The sequence below is a fragment of the Nonomuraea sp. 3N208 genome (assembly GCF_052245935.1).
Classification (GTDB): Bacteria; Actinomycetota; Actinomycetes; order Streptosporangiales; family Streptosporangiaceae; genus Nonomuraea.
This window is the reverse complement of sequence record NZ_JBQQBR010000041.1, coordinates 92,264-116,322: the sequence shown is the minus strand read 5'-3', so window position 1 is coordinate 116,322 and position 24,059 is coordinate 92,264. Positions and strand designations below refer to the sequence as shown.

Sequence of the window (24,059 nt, the reverse complement as noted above, 5' to 3'; positions counted from 1 at the left end):
AACCGGCTCGTCGGCATCCTCCACGGATGCCTCAAAACCCACACCCACTACGACCAAGCAACCGCATGGTCACACCGGCAACACGACCTCGCCGCTTGACATTCCGGCTCCAGGGATGTCTGTCCCGCCCCGGGCGTGCCGGGGGCGGGGGCGGGGGTAGCACGCCGTCGTGGGCGTCGCGGTAGGCGCGGATCTGTCGGGTGCTTGTCGTCTCACCCGCCACAGGGCAATCCCGTCACGCACGAAAGGTTCATGGTGAGCGCATGGTCGCCTCCCGGCAACTCGAGCCCTCGACCAACCCCGCGAAAGTCTCAACCACGTCGCTGACACTGAGGCATCAGCATCTTCCTGGCACGAGCCTGATCGCGGTCGGGGGTGAGGCCGACCTCACCACCAGCGGCCAACTGGCCGACTACATCAACCGCATTCGCCGACCCGGCGACCATATGGTCTTCGACCTGACCGAGTTGTCCTTCCTGGACTGCTCGGGCCTGCGAGTCCTGATCTCCAGCGCCCGGCAGGCCGCCGCCGAGGACGCGGGCGTACGTCTGGCGGGGGCCCGTGGCGCCCCCGCCCGTCTGCTGGAGATTGTTCGGATTCACGCGCTCCTGCCCGTGTACAACACGGTCGAGCAGGCCCTCGCCGCCGTTCTGACCGTCAGTCTCACCCATGCCGACCCATGTCCACCATCGTTCACCAGGCGGTGATCATGACCATCCAACAGACTCACCAGCACTACGCCCTACGATCCCCTCTGCGCTGGTCGGCCTACGCCGCGTGCCAGGACGCGGACCCGGGCCTGTTCTTCCCGATCACCTGGGACGACCACCCCGGTCAGCCCAACGATCAGGCACGGCGCATCTGCCAGGGATGCCCCGTACAGCAGGCCTGCCTTGACTGGGCCCTGCGCACCGGCGAACCGGAGGGCATGTGGGGCGGCACCACCCCAGCAGAACGCCGCCGGCTACGGGCCCGTGAACGGCAGGCCACGGCCTGACCATCCGCCTGCGGTGTCCAACCCCGCCTCTCCAAGTCGGAGAAATTTCGCGGCAGCTGTCACGACTCTGGAGGCTGTCCGGTCTTAGCTGGCGACCGGTTGGCAACAAGTGCCCCGGCGGACAGGAAGGCTTGCTCATGAAGATCGTGGTTATCGGTGGGACTGGTCTGATCGGGTCGAAGCTCGTGACGAAGCTGACGGAGCACGGTCACGAGGCGGTGGCGGCAGCGCCGAACACCGGCGTGAACACCCTCACCGGCGAAGGGCTGGCCGAGGTGCTTACGGGCGCGCAGGTGGTGGTCGACGTGTCGAACTCCCCGTCGTTCGAGAGGGCCGCGGTGCTGGAGTTCTTCGAGACCTCCACCCGTAATCTGCTTGCGGCCGAGGCGGCGGCGGGCGTGGGTCACCACGTCGCGTTGTCGATCGTCGGCACCGAGCGGATGCCGGAGAACGGCTACTTCGCGGCGAAGATCGCTCAGGAGCAGCTGATCGAGAAGTCGTCGATCCCGTTCTCGCTCGTGCACGTGACGCAGTTCTTCGAGTTCGCCCGCGCCATCGCGGATGAGGGCACGGTCGATGGCAAGGTGCACATGGCGCCCGTGCGCTTCCAGCCCATCGCGGGTGACGACGTGGCCCAGGCGCTCGGCCGGACCGCGGTGGGCTCGCCGCTGAACGGCAGGGTGGAGGTGGCCGGGCCCGAGCAGTTCCGGATGGATGAGTTCTTCCGCGAGGCCCTGGCTGCCTGGGGCGACCCGCGCGAGGTGGTCACCGACCCGCAGGCGCGCTACTTCGGCAGCGTGCCGGGCGAGCGCACGCTGGTGCCCGGTGAAGGCGCCACCTTCGGCCAGATCCGATACCGCGACTGGCTCAAGACCGCCGCTCAGTAGCAGCACGCCTCAGATCACGAAACGCTGTTCCAAGAACGGTTCAGCCACTACCGGAGCCAAGCTCAGATCAACCGCATGGCAGACCGCGCTCGCCGTGCTGCAGGAGGCGGTGCCGCCCTTCATCCCAGAGGGGCGGATGCGATGACTGATTACCCGCCCGGCGACCCCAGAGCGCCGCCGCACCGCCACCCCGGCACCGCCTTCGGCTACGTCCTGGAGGGCGGCCCCGCCGACACCGTAGAGCACCTGGGGGAGCCACCGGGCCCGACAACCGAGGCAGAATACTTATGACATACCTAAAACCACAGCGACCTGTCGCTGTTCCCGGACCGGCACGGATCGACACCCTCGACGGCCTTCGTGAGCACCTTCAGTGGGCGATCGAGCTGGAACACGCGACCTTGCCTCCGTACCTGTGCGCGCTGTACTCGCTCGACCCGGAACGGAACCCGGACGCCGTCGAAGTGGTGAGCACAGTCTTCGTCGAAGAGATGCTGCACCTGGCGCTGGTCGCCAACCTGCTCAACGCCGTCGGCGGCCGGCCGCGGCTGGACACGCCGGAGATGCTGCCGCCGTATCCCCGGCGGCTGCCCCACGGTGAGCTGGAGCTGTCGCTGCTGCCGTTCGGCGCGGAAGCGCTGGAGATGTTCCTGCGTCTGGAGCGGCCGGCGCCGCCTGGCGCTCCGGCCGAGGGCGACGGCTACGAGACGATCGGGCAGTTCTACGCCGCGATCGAGCAGGGCCTGCGCCATCTGTGCGACCGGCTCGGCGAGCGGGAGGTCTTCGGCGGCGATCCCGCTCGCCAGGTGAGCGGCGCCCATTTCCGGCACACGGCCGGGGCACTGTTCGCGGTCGAGGATCTGGAGTCCGCTCTGGGGGCGCTGGGGGAGATCGTCGAGCAGGGCGAAGGCACCTCCCGCGGCGAGGTCTGGGACGGTGACCAGGACATCTTCCACCCCGATCGGGACGAGGTCGCGCACTACTACCGCTTCCAGGAACTCAAGGCCGGCCGACGCTACCGGCGGGGCGACACCCCGCAGTCCGGGCCCACCGGCGAGGAGCTCCTGGTGAACCTGGCCGCCGTACCCCCGACGCGGCCCAACCCGCGGCTGTCCGACCACGCTCCGGGCAGCGCCATCCGCACGGCGCAGGAAGAGTTCAACCACACCTACTGCGGCCTCCTGAACCAGCTCGAAGATGCCTTCAACGGCAGCCCGAAGCAGCTCTCGGTCGCCACCGGCACCATGTACGCGCTCAAGGCCCAAGCCCAGGCCCTGATGCGGATGCCCGACGAAGACGGCACCACGGCCGGGCCCACCTTCGAATACGTGCCCCCCGAGTCGCGCCGGTGAGCGTCGGCGTCCGCGCGACCGCGGCGTCCAGTGCCGCCATGGCTCAGGCGTCGGGACACGCGCATCGCCTGACCGGAAAGGGAGAGTCCCCGTGGACAGCCCCTTGAACATCGGCGCCGGCGTCGTCGACTATGCGCTGGTTGTCGCCTATTTCGCGGTGGTGCTACTGGTCGGGCTTGCCGCGCGCCGGAGGGTCTCCGACAGCCTCGATTTCAGCGGCCGGACGCTTCACCCGCCCCGCTCGGTGACCGAGAACCCAGCCCCGAGCCCGAGCAGCAGCATCACCGCGAAATAGGCCACAACCAGCCGCATAGTGGACTCGTGTTGCACCCCTCCTTGCATCTGATGAATGATTCTCGCGTCAGATGGAAGGGGGGCGCGTGGCCAACGGGGTGGAACGGCCGCCGGGATCGGTCCGGCGCGTGCCGGGCGGGGGCCCCAGGTGATCGTCGGGCGGGCGGCGCAGGTCCAGGCGCTGACCGCCATGCTGGATGAGGCCACGCAGCAGCGTGGTGGCGCCCTCGTGGTGCGGGGAGAGGCCGGGATCGGCAAGTCCGCGCTGTGGGGCGAAGCCTGCGCGCTGGCCGAGGTCCGCGGGATGCGGGTGCTGACCACCGTGGGCGTGCAGGCCGAGGTGCAGCTGCCGTACGCCGGCGTCGGGCACCTGTTCCGCCGGCTGCGCCCGGAGTTCGGCGCGGTCGAGGGCGAGTCGCCGTTCCGGGTCGGCGTCGAGGTGCTCGACCTGCTCGGCGGTTTGGACGCGCCGGTCCTGCTGGCCGTGGAGGACGCCCACTGGCTGGACCGGGCGAGCTGGGAGGTGCTGGCCTTCGTCGCCCGGCGGCTGGAGTCCGACCCGGTCGCGCTCGTGCTGACGGCACGCGACGGCGGGGACGTCGACCGGCTCCTCGCCGCCGCCGCGCTGCCGGAGCTGCGGCTGGAGCCGCTGGAAGGGGCCCATGCCGGGGCCTTGCTCGACCGGGTCGCGCCCGGGCTCTCGCCCGCCCTGCGCGAACGCGTGCTCACCGTGTCGGCGGGCAACCCTCTCGGACTGGTCGAGCTCGGCGGACTGGCCGCCCGCTCCGGCGGCGCCGCGCTGCTGCCGTCGCGCCTTCCGCTGAGCACCCGGGTGGAGCGGACGTTCGCCGGGCTGGTCGGCGAACTGCCTGCGGCGACGCGCGCGCTGCTGCTCGTGGCGGCGCTGGACGATGGCGACGATCTCGACGAGGTGCTCGCGGCGGCCTCCCGGCTCGAAGAGCGGCCGGTCACGGCCGACGACATGGAGCCGGCCGTGGTCAGCCGGCTGGTCAGCGTGGACGAGCAATACAGGCTGCGATTCCGGCACCCGCTGCTGCGCTCGGCCCTGCGGCAGTCAGCGAGCGCGGCGCGGCGGCGGCGGGCGCACGCCTGCCTCGCGGCGGCCGTGGCCGGCGACGATCGGCGGGTGTGGCACCGCGCGGCCGCGGCGGCCGACCCCGACGAGGCCCTCGCCGCGGATCTGGCCGCCGTGGCCATCCGGGCCCGCTACGCGCAGGCCGCGGCGATCGCGCTGGCCGCGATGGAGCGAGCGGCGCAGCTGAGCGAGGACCCGCAGGAGCGTGGGAGCCGGCTGTTGTGGGCCGCGACGACGGCAGATGAGCAAGGCGACGCCGATACGGTACGCCGCCTGCTCGAGCTGGTGGACGAGACCCGGCTGCGCCCGGGGGACGTGGCGCGGCTGTCCTGGTACCGCGAGGCGTATCTCGGCACCGGCTGGACCGGCAGCGCGCGGCTGGGCGTCTACATCGAGCTCATCGACACCATCCGGCGCGCCGGCGAGACCGAGCTCGCCCTCGAGGCGCTGACCAGCATCTGCCTGAGGTTCTACTGGTCCAACCCCGACGATCGCACCAGGCTCCGGTTCGTGGACGTCGCGGAGCTGATCGAGGGGGTGGCCGACGACACCCGGGTGCTCTGCGCGCTGGCCCAGGTCGCGCCCGTTGAGCGCGGCGCGGCCTGCCTCGAAGGGCTGACGGCGTTGCAGTACCGGCTGGACCTGACCCCGCGGGAGTGCTACGACCTCGGCTTCGCGGCGTCGGCGCTGGGTGCGTACACCCTGTCGAACACGTTCCTGACGGCGAGCGCGGACGCGCTGCGGACGCAGGGCCGGATCGGCATGCTGACACAGGCTCTGACGAGCCTGGCCTACAACGCGGCCGCCGCCGGCGACGCGAGGGCCGCCGTGTCGGCCGCGACGGAGTGCGCGGCGCTGGCCACCGAGACCCGGGCGTCGGTCTGGGAGCTGCAGGCCCGGCTCCAGCTGGGCATGGCCGAGGCGCTGCGCGGCAACGAGGAGATCGCCGCCGAGATCGCGGATGTCAGCGAGAAGACGATGTTCACGGCCGGCATGCATGCGATGTTGTCGCTGACGCAACGCATCCGCGGCATCAACGCGCTCGCCTCCGGCCGGTTCGAGGAGGCGTTCGGGCATCTGTATCGGGTGTTCGACCCGAGCGACGTCGCGTACCACCCGTACCTGCGCTTCACCCTCGTCGGGCACCTGACCGAGGCGGCGGCGCACTGCGGCGCGCTCGACGAGGTTCGCGCCGTGGTGGCCGAGCTGACCCCGATCGCCGCGCAGAGCCGCTCGCCCGTCCTCATCAGGGGGCTCGGTTACGCCGAAGCCGTGCTGGCCGACGACGCGGCGGCGTACGAGGCCGCGATCGCCGCGGACCTGCGTGACTGGCCGTTCGAGCGGGCCCGCCTGCAGCTCACGTACGGCGGATGGCTGCGCAGGCAGCGCCAGGCGGCGGAGTCGCGGCCGCTGCTGCGCGCCGCGGCCACCACGTTCGACGCGCTCGGGGCGGCGCCGTGGGCGGAACGGGCACGGGCCGAGCTGCGGGCCACGGGCGAATCCCGGCGCAAGCCGATCGACGCCATCGACGCGCTGACCCCGCAGGAGCAGCAGATCGCGCGGCTGGCGGCCGACGGGCTGAGCAACCGGGAGATCGCCGAACGGCTGTTCTTGTCTCCGCGCACGGTCACCACCCACCTCTATCGGATCTACCCGAAGGTCGGGGTCAAGTCGCGCAGCGAACTCGCCGCCATGATGGCCGAACGGCCGATCTGACCAAGCCGAGCAGCCGCGACCCAGCCGGCGACGGCCGCGGCCAGCCGCCGTTCCATACCCGGCGCGGGCCCGCCGTCACCGGGCGGCGGGCGGGTGGCCGGGGGAGGCCTGATGGGCGACGCGTGCACCGCGACGACGTCGGCGCCGCGCAGGGCAGCCTGCCACCAGGCTCCGGGGTCGGTGCCAGAACGGCATCCGGGCACGCTCTCGTACCTTTACGTACTCCTACGTACGCAGACCCCACTCAACCACTCGTACGGTCTTGAACTAAGTCAGGGTTCGAGAGATGTGGTGGGAGGTGATGCCGCGGTGCTTGGCAAGTCGAGTCTCGAGCTGCTCGGGGACGTGGGCGGACACGGCGGGGGACCCTCGATGTTGGGCAGCGTCAGCGGTCTGCCCGGCAGGTTTCACCGCCACGGCACAAAGGCCGGCCTGCCAGGCCGGCAAGCCGAGTGCGAGGCGCTCGACCGGCTGCTCGCCGCGGTCCGCGTCGGACAGAGCCGGGCGCTGGTGCTGCGCGGTGAGGCGGGGGTGGGCAAGTCGGCGCTGCTGGATCACCTGACCGAGAGGGCTTCTGGTTGCCGTGTGGTGTGCGCCGCGGGTGTGCAGGCGGAGATGGAGGTCGCGTTCGCGGCGCTGTACTCGCTCTGCGCGCCGATGCTGGACCTGCTGGACGGCCTGCCAGGACCGCAGCGCGACGCGCTCGGCACCGCGTTCGGGCTACGCGCCGGACCGGCGCCGGACCGCTTGCTTCTCGGCCTGGCCGTCCTCAGCCTGCTCGCGGCGGCGGCCGACGAGCGTCCACTGGTCTGCGTGATCGACGATGCCCAGTGGCTGGACCACGCCTCGGCGCAGGTGCTCGCCTTCGTCGCGCGCCGGCTGGTCGCGGAGTCGGTGGCTTGCGTGTTCGCGGTACGCGGCGCCCGCGAGATGGACGAGCTGTCCGGGCTGCCGGTGATGGACGTTGCGGGCCTGTCCGCCGGCGATGCCCGGGCGCTGCTGCGCTCGGTGGGCCGCGGCCCGCTGGACGAGCAGGTACGGGATCGGCTGGTCGCCGAGGCCCGTGGCAACCCGCTGGCGTTGCTGGAACTGGCGCGTGAGTTCACCCGGCCCGAACTGGCGGGCGGGTTCGGGCTGCCGGCCACGCCGACGCTTTCTGGCCGCATCGAGGACGGCTTCCGGCGACAGCTGGGACGCATGCCCGCGCACACCCGGCGACTGTTGCTGCTGGCGGCCGCCGACCCGCTGGGCGACGCGGCGCTGCTGTGGCGTGCGGCCGCGCGGCTCGGGCTCGGCATGGCGGTGGTCGGCGCAGTGAACGACATGATCGTCCTCGGCGTCCGGGTGCGTTTCCGGCATCCGCTGATGCGATCGGCGGTGTACCGGGCGGCCTTGCCGGAGGAACGCCGGAGGGTGCACCTGGCGCTGGCGGAGGCGACCGATGTCGATGCCGATCCGGATCGGCGCGCCTGGCACCGTGCGCACGGCACCGCGCAGCCGGACGAGGAGGTTGCCGCGGAGCTCGAACGTTCGGCCGGACGTGCGCAGGCGCGCGGTGGCCTGGCGGCCGTCGGCGCGTTCTTGGAGCGGGCGGCCGCGCTCACGCCCGACCCCCGACGCCGGGCAGAGCGCGCGCTTGCCGCCGCACGGGCCAAGCACCTGGCCGGTGCACCCGAGCCTGCTCTGGCACTGCTGGCCTCGGCCCAGGCCGGGCCGCTGGACGAGCTGAGACTCGCCCACGCGGAACTCCTGCGCGCCGAGATCGCGAGCACCTCGAATCACGGCGGATCCGCCGCGCCGATGCTGCTCAAAGCCGCCAGACGATTCGAGCCCCTGGACACCGGACTGGCCCGCGACACGTATCTGCAAGCGTTGTCCGCCGCGATCGGCGTCCTCCCGGAGAAGGGCCGCGGCCTCGTGGAGGTCGCGGCGGCCACCCGTGCGGCGCCACCTGCGCCCGCCACACCCCGGGTCGCCGACCTCCTCCTCGACGCCCTGGCCCGGCACTTCACGGAGGACGCGCGGAGCGCGGCACCGGTCATGCGGCGGGCCCTGGCTTTCTTCTTGAGCGAGGACATCTCCGCCGCGGAGGAGTCCCGCTGGCTATGGGCCGCCCACACCATGGCCGTGGCCCTGTGGGACGACAGGTCGAGTCGCGAACTGGCGGATCGCCACGTCCGTCTCGTCCGTGACACCGGCGCGCTCGCCCTGCTGCCCCTGGAGTGGAGCACGCGTCTCATACTGCTCACCTTCGAGGGCGAACTGGACGAGGCGGCGTCGGTGAACGAGGAGATACAGACCCTCGTCGCCGCCACCGGTGTCCGGACCAGCTTCGGATTCCAGGGGCCGGTGGGCGGCGCCCTCGCTCTGGCAGCATGGCGGGGACGGCAGGCCGAGACGGAACAACTGGCCAATGCCCTGATGAGCGGGGCGGTATCCCGGGGGGAAGGAGCCACCGTGGCGGTCAGCCAGTGGCTGAGAGCCGTTCTCCACAACGGCCTCGGCCAGTACGAGGAAGCCCGGGCGGCCGCCGAACGCGCCTGCGCGTACCACCCCTCGCCGGGTGCCGCGGCACATTGGGCACCGGCCGAGCTCGTCGAGGCGGCGGTCGCCAGCGGCGAGCGCGAGCTCGCCACCCGAGCGCTCGAGCAACTCATCCCGTCCACTCAGGCGAGCGGAACCGACTGGGCTCTCGGGGTCGAGGCCCGGTCGCGGGCGCTGCTCAGCCAAGGCGAGGAGGCCGACGGCCACTACCGCGAGGCGATCGACCGGCTTCGGCGGACACGCATGCGCGTCGACCTCGCCCGCTCCCACCTGGTCTACGGCGAATGGCTGCGCCGCGAGCGGCGGCGCCGGGACGACGCGCGCGAGCAGTTGCGCACCGCCTACGAGCTGTTCGTGGCCATGGGCATGGAAGGGTTCGCCGGCCGGGCGGAGCGCGAGCTGCTGGCGACCGGAGAGACGGCCCGCAGGCGTACGGTCGAAACCGCCGATCAGCTCACGCCGCAGGAAAGGCAGATTGTGAGGCTGGCCCGCCAGGGCCTGACGAACAAGGAGATCGCCGGTCAGATGTACGTCAGCCCCCGCACCGTCGAATACCACCTTGGCAAGGTCTTCGCCAAGCTGGGCATCACCTCTCGTGGCCAGCTCCAAGGCATCGCGTGACCGGTGATGCGCACCCGCATCCGACCCAGGCGGGCGTTCCGCCGATCGACGACCTCTCAGTGCAGCGGGGAAGGCTCACGAGATGACCTGCAAGCTGGACTACCGGTGGCGACTACGGGAGGTCATGGCCGGTCGCGGCATGTTCTCCACCACCGACTTGCGTCCGCTGCTGGCCGAGCGCGGCATCGATCTGTCGCCGAGCCAGGTGTACCGGCTAGTGGCGGAGAAGCCGGAGCGGCTCAGCCTCCGTACGTTGATGGCGCTGCTGGACATCCTGGACTGCACCATGGAGGACCTGATCGAACCGCTACCGGCCCGGCCATTGGGCGCGGATGGGGTGCGGGTCGGCATTGACCGACGCTGAGCCGCCCAGGCGCGGGTCACCTGACTAGGGCCTGTTTTCTAATGGCGCGAGGAGAAGCGGGCTGATCATCTGGCGTGTTGGTGAGTGGCGAGCCAATCGCTGACATGCTGGGCGATCTTGTCGTGGTCGGTGTGGATGGCGTGCTGGTGCTCCTGCCGGTCAGGATCGGCGAGTTCGACTTCGTAGCCGCCGTCGGGGAGCAGAGACACCGAGGCATACCAGGCGGCGCTCTCGTCGGCGGGGTTGATGGTGACGAAGGTGTTGTCGTCGTGGTTGAGGCCGGCAATCAGCAGGAGGAGGGCGTCTTGGGCGGGGTCGTCGACGAAGCGGCCGTTTTCGGTGTCGGCGATGAAGAAGTCGGCGGCCATCTCGCTCTCCTCGGGTTGTGGTGGTGATCAGCGATGCTCCAGGATGGCATGCCGCGGCGGCGCAGAGGCTGGTCAGAGCCATTCGCCGATGATCGCGACGTGCAGGGTCGCGTGGTAGCGGACGGCGAGCTTGTCATAGCGAGTCGCCACCGCGCGGTGGCGCTTGAGCCGGTTGATGCCGCACTCCACGGCGTGCCGGGCGCGGTAATCAGCGACGTCGAAGGCTGGCGGCCGGCCTCCCGCCCGGCCCCGCCGTTTGCGGTTACGCGCCTGGTCGGCGGGCTCGGCGATGGTGGCCTTGATCCCACGGCGGAGCAGGTAGGCGCGGTTGGCGCGAGAGGAGTAGGCCTTGTCACCGCGCACCCGGACGGGGCGGGTACGCGGCCGTCCCGGACCCAGGCGCGGCACCCTGATGGCTTCCAAGACGGGCACGAACTGCGGCGCGTCCCCTCGCTGCCCGGCGGTGAGGAGGAACGACAGCGGCTTTTGCCCCTGCTCGCAGGCGAGATGAAGCTTCGTGGTCAAGCCGCCCCGGGAGCGGCCCAGCCCATGATCGGCCGGCTCGGCCAGGCTCGGACCGTCCGGCGACTCCTGCTGCCGGTCCGGCTCCCGGCGGGCACCGGCAGCATGCTGATGCGCCCGGCACACCGTCGAATCGACGTTCACCTCCCACACCACGTCACCCATCGCATCCGCTCTGGCCTGCAGCTTCATGAGGATGTCGGCCCATATCCCAGCGCGTTGCCAGCGCCGGAAGAACCCGTACACCGTCTGCCAGGGCCCGTACCGCTCCGGCAGGTCCCGCCACGGCGCTCCGGTCCGCACCCGCCACCGGATGCCGTCGATCAGCAGCCGTCGCGACACCACGGCCGGACGTCCCCGCCCGGCCGCGACCGGTAGCAGCGGCTCCAGCACCACCCACTGCTCATCGCTCAGATCACCACGCACCCGACGATCATGAAGACCTCAGATCACGCAAAGATCAATATGAAAACAGGTCCTAGGTCTGCTCGACGATGTCGGGTTCGTGCTCGGCCACGGCGGCGATCAGCGCTCGTGGTGCTGCTCGGCACCGGGCTGGGGCTCGTGGTGGCGTTGCCCGCGCTGCTGGGCATGCGACGCGCTCTCGCCACGGCCATGCGCGCGGACGTGCCCCTCGTGGTGCCGTGGCGGCTCATCCTGGGGGTGATCGCCATCTGCCTGGCCCTCGCCGCCTGCGCCCAGGTACCGGCCGCCCCGACCGCGTAAGGCGAGCAGTCGGTGTGAGGGCTCGGCGGGAGCGAGGTGGGCGTGCAGGGCGTCGGTCTGTTCCTGCAGGGTCTCGACCGCAGCACGCGCGGCCCAGGTGTGGGCGCCGACCGGGATGTGGTCGTTGAAGGACTCCAGAAGGTCCTGAATTGGTCCTCAATTGGCCTACAGGATCGGACCTTATCGCGTGTACCGATTCCTGCCAGGCTGAGTGGCATGACAACGACAGCGACCCGCTTCGACGGCCGGCTCCTCATGCCTGGCGACACCGGCTACGACACCGCCCGTACCGTCTGGAACGCCATGGTCGACCGGCGTCCAAGCATGATCGTCCGCGCGGCGGGCGTCGCCGACGTGGTCGCCGCCGTGCGGATGGCCCGGGAACTGGACCTGGAGATCGGCGTGCGCTGCGGCGGCCACAACGTCGCCGGCTTCGCCGTGCCCGACGGTGGTCTCATGATCGACCTGACGCCCATGGGGGGCGTGCGGATCGACCCGGCCCGTCGCCGGGCCCGGGTGCAGGGCGGCGCGCTGCTCGGCGCGCTGGACCGGGCGTCCCAGGCGTACGGCCTCGCCACCACCGCCGGCAACGTCTCGCACACCGGCGTCGGCGGGCTCACGCTCGGCGGCGGCATGGGCTGGCTGGCCCGCCAGTATGGCCTGGCCTGCGACAACGTCGTCTCCTACACGATGGTCACCGCCGAGGGGAACGTGGTGACCGCGAGCCGCACCGAGAACCCCGACCTCTTCTGGGGCCTGCGCGGTGGTGGTGGCAACTTCGGCATCGTCACCGAGTTCGAGTTCCAGTTGCATCGCATCGGCACGCGGACGCTGGTCGCCGAGTTCGACTTCCGCGCCGAGGACGCCGTCCCGGTCATTGAGGGCTGGCGCGACCTGAATGCCGTCGCGCCCCGGCAGGCGACGTTCACCGCCAGTGTCGGCAGCGGTCCCGCCGGCCCGATCGCCACGCTGGGGTTCGTGTGGGTCGGCGACCCGGCCGAGGGCCGCCGGCTGCTCCCCGCGATGCGGGCGCTCGGGCGTCCCGTCGCGTCGCGCGTCACCACACCGTCGTACCTCGAACTTCAGCAACGTGACGACTCCATCGGCGGCCACGCCTACCGCCGCTATTCCAAGGGGCACTACCTGCGGCGATTCCCCACCGCGGCGATCGAGGCGTTCCTGCTGCGCGGCGGCACCGACCTGAGCGCGAGCCCGTACCTGCCGGGCGTCGGCCTGCAGGCGCACGGCGGCGCGATCGCCGATGTCCCGGAAGCAGACGCGGCGTTCAGCCACCGCGGCACGATGTTCGAGTTCGGTGCCGGCTCCCGCTGGATCGACCCGGCCGAGGACGACGCCAGGATGGGTGCCGCCCGCGCCGCTGGTGCGTCGCTCGAGCCGTACGCGAGTGGGGTGTATGTCAACTCGTTGACGGCCGACGAGCTGGCCGATGGGCAGCGCGGCGTACGGCGGGCGTACTCGGCCGCGAAGCTGGCCCGGCTGACCGCGGTGAAGACCGCGTACGACCCGGCCAACGTGTTCCACCTGAACCAGAACATCCGCCCGGCACACTGATGCGCATGTCCTGGATGTGCCGCGGGATCAGGGTCCCCGTACCTCCCGGATGGCCGTCGCCAGCAGCGCGACCCCCTCGGCGATGGTGCTCTCGCCGAGGATGGCGTAGCCGAAGATGAGGCCACCCGGTCCAGTGCCGGCGATCCGGTACGGGCCGACGCCGTGGATGCCGAGCCCGTGCCGGGCGGCGGCCGCCACCACCGCCGCCTCGTCGAGGTCGGGCGGGAGCCAGGCGACCACATGCTGCCCGGCCGCGATTCCGGCCGGTTCCAGATCGGGCAGGTGAGTGCGCAGGGCGTCCAGCAGCGCGTCGCGGCGGCGGCGGTACACCGGACGCATCCGGCGCAGGTGGCGGTCGAACTCGCCGCGCGCGAGGAAGTCGGCGAACGTCAACTGGTCGATGACCGGCGAACCGCGGTCGGCGAGCACTTTTGCCGCGGCGACGTCGGCGACCAGCTGGGGAGGCACTACCAGCCAGCCGAGCCGCAACCCCGGCGCGAGCGTCTTGCTGGCCGTACCGCAGTAGACGACATGATCGGGCGCCAGGCCCTGCATGGCGCCCACCGGCGAGCGGTCGTAGCGGTATTCCGCGTCGTAGTCGTCCTCGACCACGATCGCGCCGCGGCGCTTCGCCCAGCGGATCACCTCGGCCCTCGCCGCCGCCGACAGCACCCCGCCGGTGGGCCACTGGTGCGACGGCGTGAGCACGACCGCATCGGCGTCGGCCCGATGGAGCGCATCGACCTGAACGCCGTCCGGACCCACCGGGATGCCGACCACGTCCAGACCCGCGGCGCCGGCCATCACCCGGGCGTCGTCGTCGGACGACGGGTCTTCCAGGGCGATCCGCCTGGCGCCGTGCCGGACGAGCACCTGGATCAGCAGCGAGATGCCCTGCCCATAGCCGTTGCAGATCACCACGTTGCCCGGGACGGACGATGTGCCGCGCACCCGGTTGAGGTAGTCGCACAGGGCCTCGTGCAGTTCCGGCACGCCACGCCCGTCGAGGTAGGCGAACCGGTCGTTGGGCGTGGTGGTGAGCACGGTACGAACCGAGCGCAGCCAGGCGGCCCGCGGGAACTGCGACACGTCGGTGCGCCCGTACCCGAAGTCGACCCTGAAGCCGGCCCTGACGCCGGCACTGCGCGCGGCCGGCTGCGCCATCGAAGCCGCGGAGCCCGCGCCGGCGGCGACCGGCGGCATCGACGCGGCGACCTGGGTGTAACCACCCGATCGGCTGGCGAGGTAGCCCTCGGCCACGAGCTGCTGGTAGGCCTCCACGACCACCCCGCGGGAAACCCCGAGGCCGGCCGCGAGGGTGCGGGTGGGTGGCAGCGACGCGCCCGCCGGCAGCCGGCCGGCCCGGATGCTTGCGCGGATAGACGCCTCGATCTGCCGGTGCAGTGGCACCCCGGCGTCGCGGTTCAGCTCGATGAGCAGATCCTCGGCCGGCCCTGAATTGGTCCTCAATCGGCCCATAGGATGGGACCTTATCGGCGTGTACCGATTCCTGTGATTTCGTTGGTGGGATGGGGCGCCAGTCGTCGTCAAGGTCGCGCGGGAGACCGCGACGCTGGATCGGCTCAGCGACGGCCGCTTCACCCTCGGCGTCGGCCTCGGAAGCGACCGGTTCGGCGGCGAGCTGTCCAAGACCGGCGAGCAGCTCGACGACCGGCGGCGCGGGCGGATGCTCGACGAGTCCTTGGCGATCCTGGCCGCCGCCTGGTCCGGCGAGCCGGTGTGCCATCGCGGCATGCTCTTACCGGCTCCGGGCGGGCGCGATGGCTGCCAGGCGGGGGGCGAGTCGCCCGGCCATGAGGCGATAGCCGTCGGCGTTTGGATGCAGGGAGTCAGGCAGCAGGAGGTGAGCATCCTCGAGCCCGAAGATGCTCGGGCCGCTGACGAGGTGGAGCCGTGCCTCGCCGCATCGACGCAGTGTGGTCACGGCGTCCGTCACGGCGCCGCGGACATCGTCGAGGGTCATCATCGCGCGGTTGGGCAACCGCTCACGGCGCGGTGAGACGATCGGCGAGATCACGGCGATCGGCACGTGCGGATGGGCATCGCGAATCGTCTGGATGAAACCCGACACCTGGCCGGTGAGCGTCCGTGCGCCGAGGCTCGCAGTGCCGTAGATGTTGCCCCCGAGGCACAGCGAGATCAGGTTCGCGGGCGTACGCGTGATGGCTCTGGCGACGATGGGATCAAGGTGGCACTCCCCGGCGAATCCGAGACAGGTGAGATCCCAGCCGAGGCGTCGAGCGACAAGAGCGGGCCACGTCTCGCTCGGGCCGGAAGCCGAGCGACACTGGGTGATCGAGCTTCCGTACGTGACCCAGCGGAATCCCTCATCCGTGGCGGCGGTGGCGTACGTGGCGCCGTGCAGGACGAGGGGTCCTATCCGGATCTCGCCGAACTGGGGCAACCAAACCTCGACGACCTTGGCGCCGGGCGGCAACGTGACGTGGCTCGTCGCCGTCCCGGCCGTCAGTGCCGTCCGCCGCCACAGCGCGCCGTCCACGACGACGTCCAGCGACGTCACATCATCGTCCACGGCGTAGGTACGCAGCTCCAGCGCGGTCGCGTCGGTACGGACGACCGCGCGGACGCCGGCCGGCATTCGCGCACGCGTGACCAGGACCGGAGCGTGGGCGGTGGCGATCCGGTCCGGTGGCAACCGCCACGGCTGCCATGAGCCGCCCTCCTCCGTCCAGGCCAGGCTGCCCCGCCAGACGGCCGGCCGCGCGTCAGGAGCGAGCTGGATCAGCGCCATGCGAACCGGATCACCTCCTTGATCAGACCTCTGCGCCGAGCACGACGTTCCGCCAGGATCCACCGTCGGAGAGAGCGAGGCCGCGCGTGCCGGTCTTGGGGTCGTGGATCAGGATGAGGCCTCCGGCGTGGTCGGCCGCGTTCGGCAGTGTGTCCGGCGCGTGCTCGGCCAGGACCACCTGGTGGGTGTACACGGCTCGCATCCGTCGATCCGCGCTGCCCAGATCTCGTACGTTGTCGACGGGCGGAACCAGCCCGGTGGCGTTGGAGATCATGGAGACCAGCTCATTGGTGGACGTGGTCGAGCACAGCAACTCGGTGGCGGCCGATCCCGAGGCGTTGACCGGGACCACCCGCAGCCCGCCTTTGACGCCCGGGTTGGCGTTGCTGCCCTCCACGACGAACGAGCCGTAGCGGTCCTCGCCCACCTTGATCGACCCGGTCCAGGTGCTGACCACCTTGGCTGCCGCTCCCAGCGGCTGGGCCACCTCGATCCGGTTGAACCGGCCCGGATCGGCCTGTACGAACGAATCCGCCCCCACCGTGCCCGCGACCAGCGGCACATGCTCAGAGGCGTTGCCGATGACGTGTGAGTCGTGCAGCCCGCCGGTGGTCAGAATCGGCGGCCGGTCGGCCGGATCGGCCGAGATGACGTTGCCGATGATGCTGAACGCCTGCGCCTTCCCGGCCACCCTGATCGCCGCGGCATCGGTCTTCGCGTCGAGGTTCCAGTTGTCGAACGAGTTGTTCGCGATGGTGATCTTGCTCGCGTCGTTCTCGAATCGGATCGGCGAGTGGTTGAGCCAGTTGAACGTGTTCCCGCTGATGGTGACGTTGTGCGCGGTGACACCGCTGGAGAACTGGATGGCGCACGGGCCGTTGTTCTGCGGCGGCTCGAACCCGCCGAGGACGTTGTCGCCGATGGTCAGGTTGTGGCCCCCGCTGGTGATCTCGATGATCGGCCCGTTGTCCGCATTCTCCACCACATTGCCGCTGATGGTGGAGTTGGTCAGGCTGCCGATCAGCAGCCGCCGGCCGATGTCGAGCAGGTTGCCCTGGATGATCGCGCCGCGGAAGTCGCTGTCCTCGGCGCCCTGCGTGACGATGGCCTGGAACGGACTGTGGAAGTGATTGTTGGCGATGAGCCACTTCCGCAACCCGTACGGCGGGACATGGACGGAGCCTCCTTCCACGCCGCCGGTCGGCCAGGCGAGGCTGACGCCGGTGGTGCAGAGGGCGACGAGGTTGTGCGAGAAGTACAGCCCGCGGCCGACATGCTCGACGGCGAGCTTGAACGACACGAACGTGCACTCCAGGATGGCGGCGTCGGTGTCGTCGGTGTTGGCCTCACCGGCGAAGCGCAGCGCTACATTATTGGCGGTCTTGGCAGGGGCGACGAAGGCCAGGCCGTAGATCGCGGCGAGGGAGCACCGGACGTCGATGCCCACCCCGTCGTGTGTCACCTGGATGATCGAGGCGCGGTTCGTCATGGTGCTGTAACCGCGCAGCTGGATGCGGTTGAAGGGCTCCCCGGGCAGGTCGGGGATGACGATGGTGCGGGTGATCCGGTAGGTGCCCGGCGGGAAGACGACGATCCGGTTCAGCCGGGTCTGCTGGGCGTTGATGGCCTGCTGGATGGCGTCGGTGTCGTCGTGCTGCCCGTCGGCCACCGCGCCGAACTGCTGTGGTGTGACGACATCCTGCGGGTCCACGGCGGCGGCCGCCGCGGGTGTCGGTCCCCATGACGCGGCTGCCGCGGCCGCGCCCAGTGCCGCACCGCCGATCCGTAACAGCGCTCGACGATCGGTCCCCTCGGACATGGCCTCTACCTCTCATTAAGCGACCTGATACGTATAGATCGAGGATCGTACAGACGTCATATCCGCCTCACAAGAGGCAACAAATGCTCCACTTGGGGCTGGTTTGCGACATCTGATGGCAATGTTCGGGAAACTTACCCCTTGTGGAGACCGCCGCCGGGTCCCTAGAGTGCCTCGGAGTCGTTACGTATTAGTCAACTGGATCGCCATGCGAAAACGAGCCGGGCCGCGACGCCCCACCCAAGTCGAGATCGCCCAGCGGGCCGGAGTGTCCCAGGCCACCGTCTCCCTCGTGCTCAGTGAGCGCCCGGGCGTGCAGGTGGCCGAGGAGACCCGCCGGCGGGTTCAACAGGCGATCGAAGACCTGGGGTATGCCGTCAACCCTGCCGCCCGTGCGCTGCGCGGGATGACCGTCAAGACCATCGGGCTCTACACGTTCGAGTCGGTGTTCCCGGTCGACCAGCGAGACTTCTACCACCCGTTCCTGGTCGGAGTGGAGGAGGAGGCGGCGCGGCTCGGCTACGACCTGCTGCTGTTCACCTCGGCCAACACCGCCCAAGGCGGGGTCTACGCCAGGGGGCGCAACGCGCTGCTGAAAGCCGACGGCTGTGTCCTGCTGGGCCGGCACATCTCGCGTGACGACCTGGCGAACCTGGTCAAGGAGGGCTTCCCGTTCGTCTTCATCGGACGGCGCGACATCGAGGGAACCGAGCTGTCCTACGTCGCCCCGGATTACGTCGCTCCGACCGCGGCCCTCGTGGAGGAGCTGGTCGCGCTCGGGCATCAGCGGATCCTGCTGCTGCGGCAGACCGACGGCGCCGAGCCGGGCGAGGATCGCGAGCTCGGCCTGCGACAAGGTGCTCAGGCCGCGGGCCTGAGCCCGGACGACCTCGTGGTCGAGTTTTCTTCCGGTGCCGAGGACATCGGCGCGGACCGGGTCACCGGATGGGTCCGGGCGGGGATCACGGCGGTCCTGGTTGAGCCCTCCGAGGACAACGCCACCGGTGTCGCCCTGGCCGAGGTCGCAGAGGCGGCCGGCGTGCGCATCCCGGACGACCTGTCGGTCGCGTTCCTGGGCTCCGCCCCGGCGCCGACCACGACCAGGATCTGGACGTCGTTCGAGATACCACGGGTGGAGATGGGCCGGGCCGCGGTGCAGTTGCTGGTCAACCTGCTCGAGGGCGCGGACCAGCCGCCTCTTCAGCTGGTCGTGCCGTGCACGGACGTACGCGGCAACTCGATCAGCCGGGTGGTCCGGGGATGACCAGGTACGCGCTGCGCACGGCGGCGACCGGCGTCCTGATCATCTTCGGGGCCGCGACACTGGTGTTCTTCATCATGCGGCTCGCCCCCGGAGACCAGGCGCTGGTGCTGCTCGGACCGGACGCCACAGGCGCCGAGGTGGCGGCCGCCCGGACCCGGCTCGGCCTGGACCAGCCGCTGCCGGTCCAGTACTGGCACTATCTGACCCAGCTGGCGACGCTCGACTTCGGGGAGTCCTACCGCTTCGGACAGCCGGCGTTCGAGCTGGTGTTGTCCCGGCTGCCGGCCTCGGTGGAGCTCACCCTGGTGGCGACCGTCATAGCGATGTCGGGCGTCGTGCTCGGCGCCCTGGCCGGCGCCTACCGCGGCCGGTGGATCGACCGTGGGATCTCCGGTTTCGCCCTGACCCTCTACTCGATGCCGCCGTTCTGGATCGGGATCATGTTGATCCTTTTGATGGCGTTGCAGCTCCGGCTGCTCCCCAGCGCCGGCACCGGTACCCCGGCCCACATCGTGCTTCCGGCGCTCACGCTCGCCGCCCCCTTCACCGCGCTCCTCACCCGGATCACCCGGAGCAGCGTCGCCGACACCATGGCGGAGCCCTACGTACAGCGGGCGTACGCCAAGGGGCTCAGCACGCGCGAGGTGGTGACCGGACATGTGGTACGCAACGCGGCGACACCGGTGGTGACCGTCGGCGCGCTGCACGTGAGCACGCTGCTGGGCGGCGCGGTGATCGTGGAGAGCGTCTTCACCTGGCCCGGCCTCGGCTCGTTGCTGGTGACCGCGGTCGCCAACCGGGACTACTCGATCGTGCAGGCCGCCGTACTCCTCATCGCGGTCATCGTGGTCTGCTGCAACGTCGCGGCGGATCTGATCGCCGCCCGGCTCGACCCGCGGGTCCGGCTGGGGGCGGGCGCATGAGCGCGATTACCGTACGGCCCCGGTTGTGGCCCGTCCGCCTGCGGTCCACACCGGCCGTCGCCACGATCGCCGCCATCGTCCTCGTCGGCTACCTGCTCGTCGGCCTGATCGGGCCGCTACTGATCGCGTACGACCCGGTGGCGACCAGCGTGGCGGACCGGCTGCTGCCGATCGGGGCGGTCAGGGCGGACGGCACGGTCGCCGTGCTCGGAACCGACGGCGCCGGCCGGGACATGCTCGGCCAGCTCGTCTACGGCGCCCGGACGTCGATCATCATCGGGATCTCCGTGGTGGCCGCCTGCCTGGTGGTGGGGCTGGCCTTCGGGACGCTCGCCGGTTACCTCGCCGGCTGGACCGACGTCGCGATCTCCCGGCTGATCGACATCCTGATGGCCTTCCCCGGCATCCTGCTCGCGATCGTGATCGCCGGCCTCCTCGAGCGCAGCATGCTGGTCGTGGTCCTGGCGCTGTCGGTGGCCGGCTGGGTCGGCTTCGCCAGGCTTGCCCGCGGGCTCACCCTCTCGCTGCGCGAACGGCCGTGGGTCGACGCCGCGCGGCTGATCGGGGTTCCTACCCCGGTCATGATCATCCGGCACATCATCCCGTTCGTGATCGGTCCGGTGACCGCGTTGGCGACCACAGAGTTCGCCGGCGCGGTGCTGTCCGAGGCCGGCCTCAGCTTCCTGGGCCTCGGCCTGCCCTCGGCCACGGTCTCCTGGGGCCAGGTCATCGCGAACGGCAAGGACTATCTGGACACCGCCTGGTGGATTTCGGCGCTACCGGGGCTGGCGCTGACCGGCCTCGTGGTGAGCACGGGCCTGCTCGGCGACCACCTCACGCAGCGTCTCGGCACCAGCCGCTGACTGCTCAGCCAATGTCAGGAGGGAATTCCATGAGGCTCAATCGGCTTCGTCGCGCGGTGGCCCTGTCCGCCGCGACGGTTTCCATCGCCGGGCTGGTCGCTTGCAGCACCACCGGCGGCTCGTCGGCCGGTGGTGACGTGCCGCAGGAGCTGGCCGTCGCCGTGTGGACCCCGATCGAGAACCTCGACCCGCACGGTGCCTCCTCGATGGACAACGGCACCCAGGTCGCCGCCAAGGCGATCTTCAGCCCGCTGGTCCGTACGGTCGGGGAGGGCAAGTTCGAGGGCGTGCTCGCCGAGTCGTGGCAGCCCAACGAAGACGCCACGGAGTGGACCTTCACGCTGCGGAACAACGTCAAGTTCTCCGACGGCACCCCGGTCACCAGCGCTGACGTCGTCGCCTCCTTCAACCGGCTTCTCGAGCTCAAGGGCGCCATGGCCGCCAACTTCACCGGCCATGAGGCCAAGGCGAGCGGTACGAACACGGTCGTCATCACGGCCAAGGGCCCCGATCCCGCGTTGCTCGGCAAGCTCATCACCTTCTATGTCACCCCCGCCGCGCACCAGAACGACGGCTGGACCAAGCCGATCGGCTCCGGCCCGTTCGTCGTCGAGCGGTTCACGCCGGGCCAGAGCCTGGTGCTCGCCCCCAACCCCGGCTACTGGGGCGGCAAGCCGGCGCTGAACCGCCTGGAACTGCGCAGCATCGGGGAGATGGCGGCGAAGATGACCGCACTGAAGACCGGCGAGGTGGACATGACGTGGGCGGTCCCGGACGACCAGTTGCCGGGCCTGAAGGGGAATCCCAACCTCGTCGTGGAGAAGGACTCGGGCAGCGGCGTCATCACCATGTGGATGAACAGCTCCCGCAAGGGGCTCAAAGAAGCCGCTGTCCGGCGCGCGCTGTGGCAGGCGGTCGACTTCGCCACCATCATCAAGTCGCTGTTCCCGGAGACCGGTTCGGTGGCGGACTCGGTGGTGAGCCCCAACGTGCTCGGCTACGCGCCGCAGACCCCGGTGCGATACGACCCGGTCGCGGCCAAGAAGGCGCTGGACGACGCCGGCTGGGACTACGACCAGACGATCCAGGCCCAGTTCTCCCAGCCGCAGTTCCAGCAGTTCGCCGACGCGGTGGCGAGCGACCTCGCGAAGATCGGGGTCAAGGTCGAGCCGACCCAGAAGGAGGCGGCGGTCTTCCTGCAGGATCTGCTGGCGCTCAAGTGGGATCTGAACATCCAGCAACTCGGCACCGCCGGCTTCGACGCGGCGACCAACCTCGGCCGGTTGTACACCTGCGCGGCCAAGCGCACGGGCTACTGCAACCCGGACCTCGACGACCTGCTGGCCCAGGCGGGCTCGACCAGCGACACCGCCAAGCGGCAGGACCTGTACGCGCAGGCCAACAAGATCATCTGGGATGACGCGGTCGGTATGTACCCCATGTTCGTGCGGAACCTGTACGTCCGGAACAAGTCCGTGCAGGGCCTCGCCATCACCCCGGGCCTCACGCCGGACTTCTCCACCGTCCGGATTGGCACCGGTGGATCGTGAACCGGTCTTCGAACGTCACCGATCCGTCGTCGGCGGTGCTCGCCCTGGAGCCCGCTCCGCTGCTCCGGGTCGAGCACCTGTCGATCGACCTGCCAGGCCCGGCCGGCCAGGTCCGCGTGGTGGACGATGTCTCGTTCACCATCGCGGAGGGCCGGACCACCGGCCTGATCGGTGAATCGGGCAGCGGCAAGACGATGACGGCGACAGCGATCGTCGGCCTGCTGCCGGCCGGCGCGGCGGTCTCCGGCCGGATGTGGTGGCACGGCGTGGACCTGGTCACCATGGCGGAGCAGGACCGGCGCCGGCTGCGTGGGCACGGCATAGCGATGATCTTTCAGGATCCTCAGGCCGCGCTGGACCCGACGCAGACGATCGGCCGGCAGGTCGGCGAGATTCTGCGGCGCGGCGGAATGCCCGCGAAGGAGGTCCGCCGGACCGTGATCGACCTGCTCGACCGAGTAGGCGTCCCGGACCCGGAGACCCGGCACGCTCAATATCCGCACCAGTACTCGGGCGGCCTGCGACAGCGGGCCATGGTGGCGACGGCACTGGCCGGATCGCCGCAGCTCATCCTCGCCGATGAACCGACGACGGCGCTCGACGTCACCGTGCAGGCCCGCATCCTCGCGCTGCTGAGGCGCGTCCGCGACGAGGAGGGCATGGCCATGCTGCTGGTCAGCCACGACCTGCGGGTGATGGCACATGTGGCGGACGAGGTCGTCGTCATGTACGCCGGCCGGATCTGCGAAGTCGGCAGCGGCCGCGAGGTGCTCAAAAGCCCGGCGCATCCGTACACGCGGGCGCTCGTGGTGAGCGTGCCGGCCGTACGCAGCAAGACGGCCATCGCGGAACCGCTGCCGGGCAGCCCGGCGAGCCCGGCCGAACGCCCGAGCGGATGCCCCTTCCACCCACGGTGCGCCAAGGCGCAGGACCGGTGCCGAAGCGAGGTGCCGCAGATGCGCCGGGTCGCCGCCGGCCGGCAGGTCGCCTGCCACTTCCCGGAGGAAACGTGAGCGCATCGGCCTTGGTCGAGGTCAGCGACCTCGTCGTCAACTTCCTCACCTGGAGAGAGCGCAGGCGCGGCACCAAACCGAATGCCGTCGACGGCGTCTCTTTCGTCCTCCGCCCTGACGAGACCCTGGCGATCGTCGGGGAGTCCGGCTCGGGAAAGACCACGGTCGCCCGCTGCGTCGTCGGACTCCAAGCACACCAGAAAGGGGCGGTCCTGTTCGACGGGGCTCCGGTCGGCCCGGTGACGAAGCGGCCACCGGCGACCCGGCGGGCGATCCAGATGGTCTTCCAGGACCCCGCAGCCTCGCTCAACCCCCGGATGACCGTCCGGTCGATCATCGCCGAGACCTGGCGGACCCACCCCTCAGCCGCCCCGGACGGCCGATCCTGGGATGCCGCGATCGACGAACTTCTCGCGGACGTCGGCCTGGACGCCGGCGTCGCCACCCGGCGTGCCACGGCCCTGTCCGGCGGGCAGTGCCAGCGGGTCAGCATCGCCCGCGCGCTCGCCCTGCGGCCCCGGCTGCTCGTCTGCGACGAGGCCGTCTCGGCACTCGACGTCTCGGTGCAGTCCCAGATCCTGCGACTGCTGGCCGGCCTGCGCGCCGCCCGTGGGCTCGCCATCCTCTTCATCACCCACGACCTCGGGGTGGTCCGGCAGATCGCGGACCGGGTGGCGGTCATGCACCAGGGCCGCCTGGTCGAGACCGCCACCGCCGACGATCTGTTCGAACAGCCCGGCCATCCGTACACCAGGAAGCTCCTCGACGCCGCCCTCGACCTAGAGGGCGCCTGAA

The 24,059-nt window shown here is 70.6% G+C and carries 22 protein-coding genes and 1 pseudogene; 18 read left to right on the top strand and 5 right to left on the bottom strand.

Features of this window, described 5'->3' with window-relative positions; genetic code table 11:
• The first annotated feature begins 263 nt into the window (after window positions 1–263).
• The 9 genes from ACTWPT_RS45485 to ACTWPT_RS45445 all read left to right on the top strand — a co-directional run bounded on the left by ACTWPT_RS45485 (window position 264) and on the right by ACTWPT_RS45445 (window position 9,871).
• On the top strand, window positions 264–707 hold the full coding sequence (locus tag ACTWPT_RS45485) for an STAS domain-containing protein (RefSeq protein WP_443183771.1): 444 nt from the start codon (window positions 264–266) through the stop codon (window positions 705–707).
• Between the two features lie 2 nt (window positions 708–709).
• Complete coding sequence (locus ACTWPT_RS45480) at window positions 710–997, top strand: WhiB family transcriptional regulator (protein WP_443183770.1); 288 nt, start codon at window positions 710–712, stop codon at window positions 995–997.
• A 137-nt stretch (window positions 998–1,134) separates the two neighbouring features.
• Window positions 1,135–1,884, top strand: coding sequence for an SDR family oxidoreductase (locus ACTWPT_RS45475; RefSeq protein ID WP_443183769.1), 750 nt, complete (start codon window positions 1,135–1,137; stop codon window positions 1,882–1,884).
• A 141-nt stretch (window positions 1,885–2,025) separates the two neighbouring features.
• Window positions 2,026–2,175 carry a cupin domain-containing protein gene (locus ACTWPT_RS45470; RefSeq protein ID WP_443183768.1) on the top strand — a complete coding sequence of 50 codons (150 nt, stop codon included), beginning with the start codon at window positions 2,026–2,028 and terminating at the stop codon, window positions 2,173–2,175.
• On the top strand, window positions 2,172–3,236 hold the full coding sequence (locus tag ACTWPT_RS45465; RefSeq protein ID WP_443183767.1) for a ferritin-like domain-containing protein: 1,065 nt from the start codon (window positions 2,172–2,174) through the stop codon (window positions 3,234–3,236). Before ACTWPT_RS45470 ends, ACTWPT_RS45465 begins: the two co-directional genes overlap by 4 nt.
• Before the next feature lie 91 nt (window positions 3,237–3,327).
• Window positions 3,328–3,531 carry a hypothetical protein gene (locus ACTWPT_RS45460; protein WP_443183766.1) on the top strand — a complete coding sequence of 68 codons (204 nt, stop codon included), beginning with the start codon at window positions 3,328–3,330 and terminating at the stop codon, window positions 3,529–3,531.
• A gap of 147 nt (window positions 3,532–3,678) precedes the next feature.
• Window positions 3,679–6,342, top strand: coding sequence for a LuxR C-terminal-related transcriptional regulator (locus ACTWPT_RS45455; RefSeq protein WP_443183765.1), 2,664 nt, complete (start codon window positions 3,679–3,681; stop codon window positions 6,340–6,342).
• Between the two features lie 309 nt (window positions 6,343–6,651).
• The gene (locus tag ACTWPT_RS45450; protein ID WP_443183764.1) at window positions 6,652–9,507 is read left to right on the top strand and encodes an AAA family ATPase; all 2,856 of its coding nucleotides are present in this window, start codon (window positions 6,652–6,654) and stop codon (window positions 9,505–9,507) included.
• Between the two features lie 82 nt (window positions 9,508–9,589).
• Window positions 9,590–9,871: a helix-turn-helix domain-containing protein gene (locus ACTWPT_RS45445; protein ID WP_443183763.1), complete on the top strand. Its 282-nt coding sequence runs from the start codon at window positions 9,590–9,592 to the stop codon at window positions 9,869–9,871.
• Window positions 9,872–9,936: 65 nt separating this feature from the next.
• Here ACTWPT_RS45445 and ACTWPT_RS45440 read toward each other — a convergent pair whose 3' ends face one another.
• Both ACTWPT_RS45440 and ACTWPT_RS45435 read right to left on the bottom strand, forming a co-directional pair.
• Window positions 9,937–10,239, bottom strand: coding sequence for a hypothetical protein (locus tag ACTWPT_RS45440; RefSeq protein ID WP_443183762.1), 303 nt, complete (start codon window positions 10,237–10,239; stop codon window positions 9,937–9,939).
• A gap of 72 nt (window positions 10,240–10,311) precedes the next feature.
• On the bottom strand, window positions 10,312–11,187 hold the full coding sequence (locus ACTWPT_RS45435; RefSeq protein ID WP_443183761.1) for an IS5 family transposase: 876 nt from the start codon (window positions 11,185–11,187) through the stop codon (window positions 10,312–10,314).
• Between the two features lie 108 nt (window positions 11,188–11,295).
• On the opposite strand from ACTWPT_RS45435, the gene ACTWPT_RS45430 reads away from it, so the two are divergent.
• Together ACTWPT_RS45430 and ACTWPT_RS45425 are read left to right on the top strand one after the other, a co-directional pair.
• Complete coding sequence (locus ACTWPT_RS45430; protein WP_443183760.1) at window positions 11,296–11,487, top strand: hypothetical protein; 192 nt, start codon at window positions 11,296–11,298, stop codon at window positions 11,485–11,487.
• Between the two features lie 216 nt (window positions 11,488–11,703).
• Window positions 11,704–13,059, top strand: coding sequence for an FAD-binding oxidoreductase (locus tag ACTWPT_RS45425; protein ID WP_443183759.1), 1,356 nt, complete (start codon window positions 11,704–11,706; stop codon window positions 13,057–13,059).
• 27 nt (window positions 13,060–13,086) lie between these two features.
• On the opposite strand, the gene pdxR is transcribed toward ACTWPT_RS45425, so the two are convergent.
• Window positions 13,087–14,529 (bottom strand): MocR-like pyridoxine biosynthesis transcription factor PdxR, encoded by a 1,443-nt coding sequence (gene pdxR / locus ACTWPT_RS45420; RefSeq protein WP_443183758.1) that lies wholly within the window; start codon window positions 14,527–14,529, stop codon window positions 13,087–13,089.
• Between the two features lie 103 nt (window positions 14,530–14,632).
• On the opposite strand from pdxR, the pseudogene ACTWPT_RS45415 reads away from it, so the two are divergent.
• Window positions 14,633–14,854: pseudogene (locus ACTWPT_RS45415) on the top strand (LLM class flavin-dependent oxidoreductase); the annotation flags it as partial.
• On the opposite strand, the gene ACTWPT_RS45410 reads toward ACTWPT_RS45415, so the two are convergent.
• A complete protein-coding gene (locus ACTWPT_RS45410; protein ID WP_443183757.1) occupies window positions 14,819–15,832 on the bottom strand; it encodes an SGNH/GDSL hydrolase family protein in 1,014 nt (337 codons plus the stop codon). The pseudogene ACTWPT_RS45415 and the gene ACTWPT_RS45410 sit on opposite strands and share 36 nt — an antisense overlap.
• Before the next feature lie 22 nt (window positions 15,833–15,854).
• The gene (locus ACTWPT_RS45405; protein WP_443183756.1) at window positions 15,855–17,651 is read right to left on the bottom strand and encodes a glycosyl hydrolase family 28-related protein; all 1,797 of its coding nucleotides are present in this window, start codon (window positions 17,649–17,651) and stop codon (window positions 15,855–15,857) included.
• Between the two features lie 208 nt (window positions 17,652–17,859).
• Between ACTWPT_RS45405 and ACTWPT_RS45400 the strand changes: the two genes are divergently transcribed.
• Genes ACTWPT_RS45400 through ACTWPT_RS45375 form a run of 6 tightly spaced genes read left to right on the top strand, consistent with a single transcriptional unit; the run spans window position 17,860 to window position 24,058 of the window.
• Window positions 17,860–18,915 carry a LacI family DNA-binding transcriptional regulator gene (locus ACTWPT_RS45400; protein WP_443183755.1) on the top strand — a complete coding sequence of 352 codons (1,056 nt, stop codon included), beginning with the start codon at window positions 17,860–17,862 and terminating at the stop codon, window positions 18,913–18,915.
• Window positions 18,912–19,838: an ABC transporter permease gene (locus tag ACTWPT_RS45395; protein WP_443183754.1), complete on the top strand. Its 927-nt coding sequence runs from the start codon at window positions 18,912–18,914 to the stop codon at window positions 19,836–19,838. Before ACTWPT_RS45400 ends, ACTWPT_RS45395 begins: the two co-directional genes overlap by 4 nt.
• Window positions 19,835–20,701, top strand: a complete 867-nt coding sequence (locus tag ACTWPT_RS45390; protein WP_443183753.1) for an ABC transporter permease — start codon at window positions 19,835–19,837, stop codon at window positions 20,699–20,701. Before ACTWPT_RS45395 ends, ACTWPT_RS45390 begins: the two co-directional genes overlap by 4 nt.
• 29 nt (window positions 20,702–20,730) lie before the next feature.
• The gene (locus tag ACTWPT_RS45385) at window positions 20,731–22,251 is read left to right on the top strand and encodes an ABC transporter substrate-binding protein (protein ID WP_443183752.1); all 1,521 of its coding nucleotides are present in this window, start codon (window positions 20,731–20,733) and stop codon (window positions 22,249–22,251) included.
• Window positions 22,248–23,264 (top strand): ABC transporter ATP-binding protein, encoded by a 1,017-nt coding sequence (locus ACTWPT_RS45380; RefSeq protein ID WP_443183751.1) that lies wholly within the window; start codon window positions 22,248–22,250, stop codon window positions 23,262–23,264. Before ACTWPT_RS45385 ends, ACTWPT_RS45380 begins: the two co-directional genes overlap by 4 nt.
• On the top strand, window positions 23,261–24,058 hold the full coding sequence (locus ACTWPT_RS45375) for an ABC transporter ATP-binding protein (RefSeq protein ID WP_443183750.1): 798 nt from the start codon (window positions 23,261–23,263) through the stop codon (window positions 24,056–24,058). The genes ACTWPT_RS45380 and ACTWPT_RS45375 overlap by 4 nt, the downstream gene beginning before the upstream one ends.
• Window position 24,059: the final 1 nt, after the last annotated feature.

Coding starts and splice junctions, on each gene's coding strand:
- ACTWPT_RS45390 (WP_443183753.1), top strand. CDS start 19,835: ATGAGCGCGATTACCGTACGGCCCCGGTTGTGGCCCGTCCGCCTGCGG.
- ACTWPT_RS45425 (WP_443183759.1), top strand. CDS start 11,704: ATGACAACGACAGCGACCCGCTTCGACGGCCGGCTCCTCATGCCTGGC.
- ACTWPT_RS45480 (WP_443183770.1), top strand. CDS start 710: ATGACCATCCAACAGACTCACCAGCACTACGCCCTACGATCCCCTCTG.
- ACTWPT_RS45475 (WP_443183769.1), top strand. CDS start 1,135: ATGAAGATCGTGGTTATCGGTGGGACTGGTCTGATCGGGTCGAAGCTC.
- ACTWPT_RS45400 (WP_443183755.1), top strand. CDS start 17,860: ATGCGAAAACGAGCCGGGCCGCGACGCCCCACCCAAGTCGAGATCGCC.
- ACTWPT_RS45465 (WP_443183767.1), top strand. CDS start 2,172: ATGACATACCTAAAACCACAGCGACCTGTCGCTGTTCCCGGACCGGCA.
- ACTWPT_RS45440 (WP_443183762.1), bottom strand. CDS start 10,239: ATGGCCGCCGACTTCTTCATCGCCGACACCGAAAACGGCCGCTTCGTC.
- ACTWPT_RS45445 (WP_443183763.1), top strand. CDS start 9,590: ATGACCTGCAAGCTGGACTACCGGTGGCGACTACGGGAGGTCATGGCC.
- ACTWPT_RS45405 (WP_443183756.1), bottom strand. CDS start 17,651: ATGTCCGAGGGGACCGATCGTCGAGCGCTGTTACGGATCGGCGGTGCG.
- ACTWPT_RS45385 (WP_443183752.1), top strand. CDS start 20,731: ATGAGGCTCAATCGGCTTCGTCGCGCGGTGGCCCTGTCCGCCGCGACG.
- ACTWPT_RS45410 (WP_443183757.1), bottom strand. CDS start 15,832: ATGGCGCTGATCCAGCTCGCTCCTGACGCGCGGCCGGCCGTCTGGCGG.
- ACTWPT_RS45485 (WP_443183771.1), top strand. CDS start 264: ATGGTCGCCTCCCGGCAACTCGAGCCCTCGACCAACCCCGCGAAAGTC.
- ACTWPT_RS45470 (WP_443183768.1), top strand. CDS start 2,026: ATGACTGATTACCCGCCCGGCGACCCCAGAGCGCCGCCGCACCGCCAC.
- ACTWPT_RS45395 (WP_443183754.1), top strand. CDS start 18,912: ATGACCAGGTACGCGCTGCGCACGGCGGCGACCGGCGTCCTGATCATC.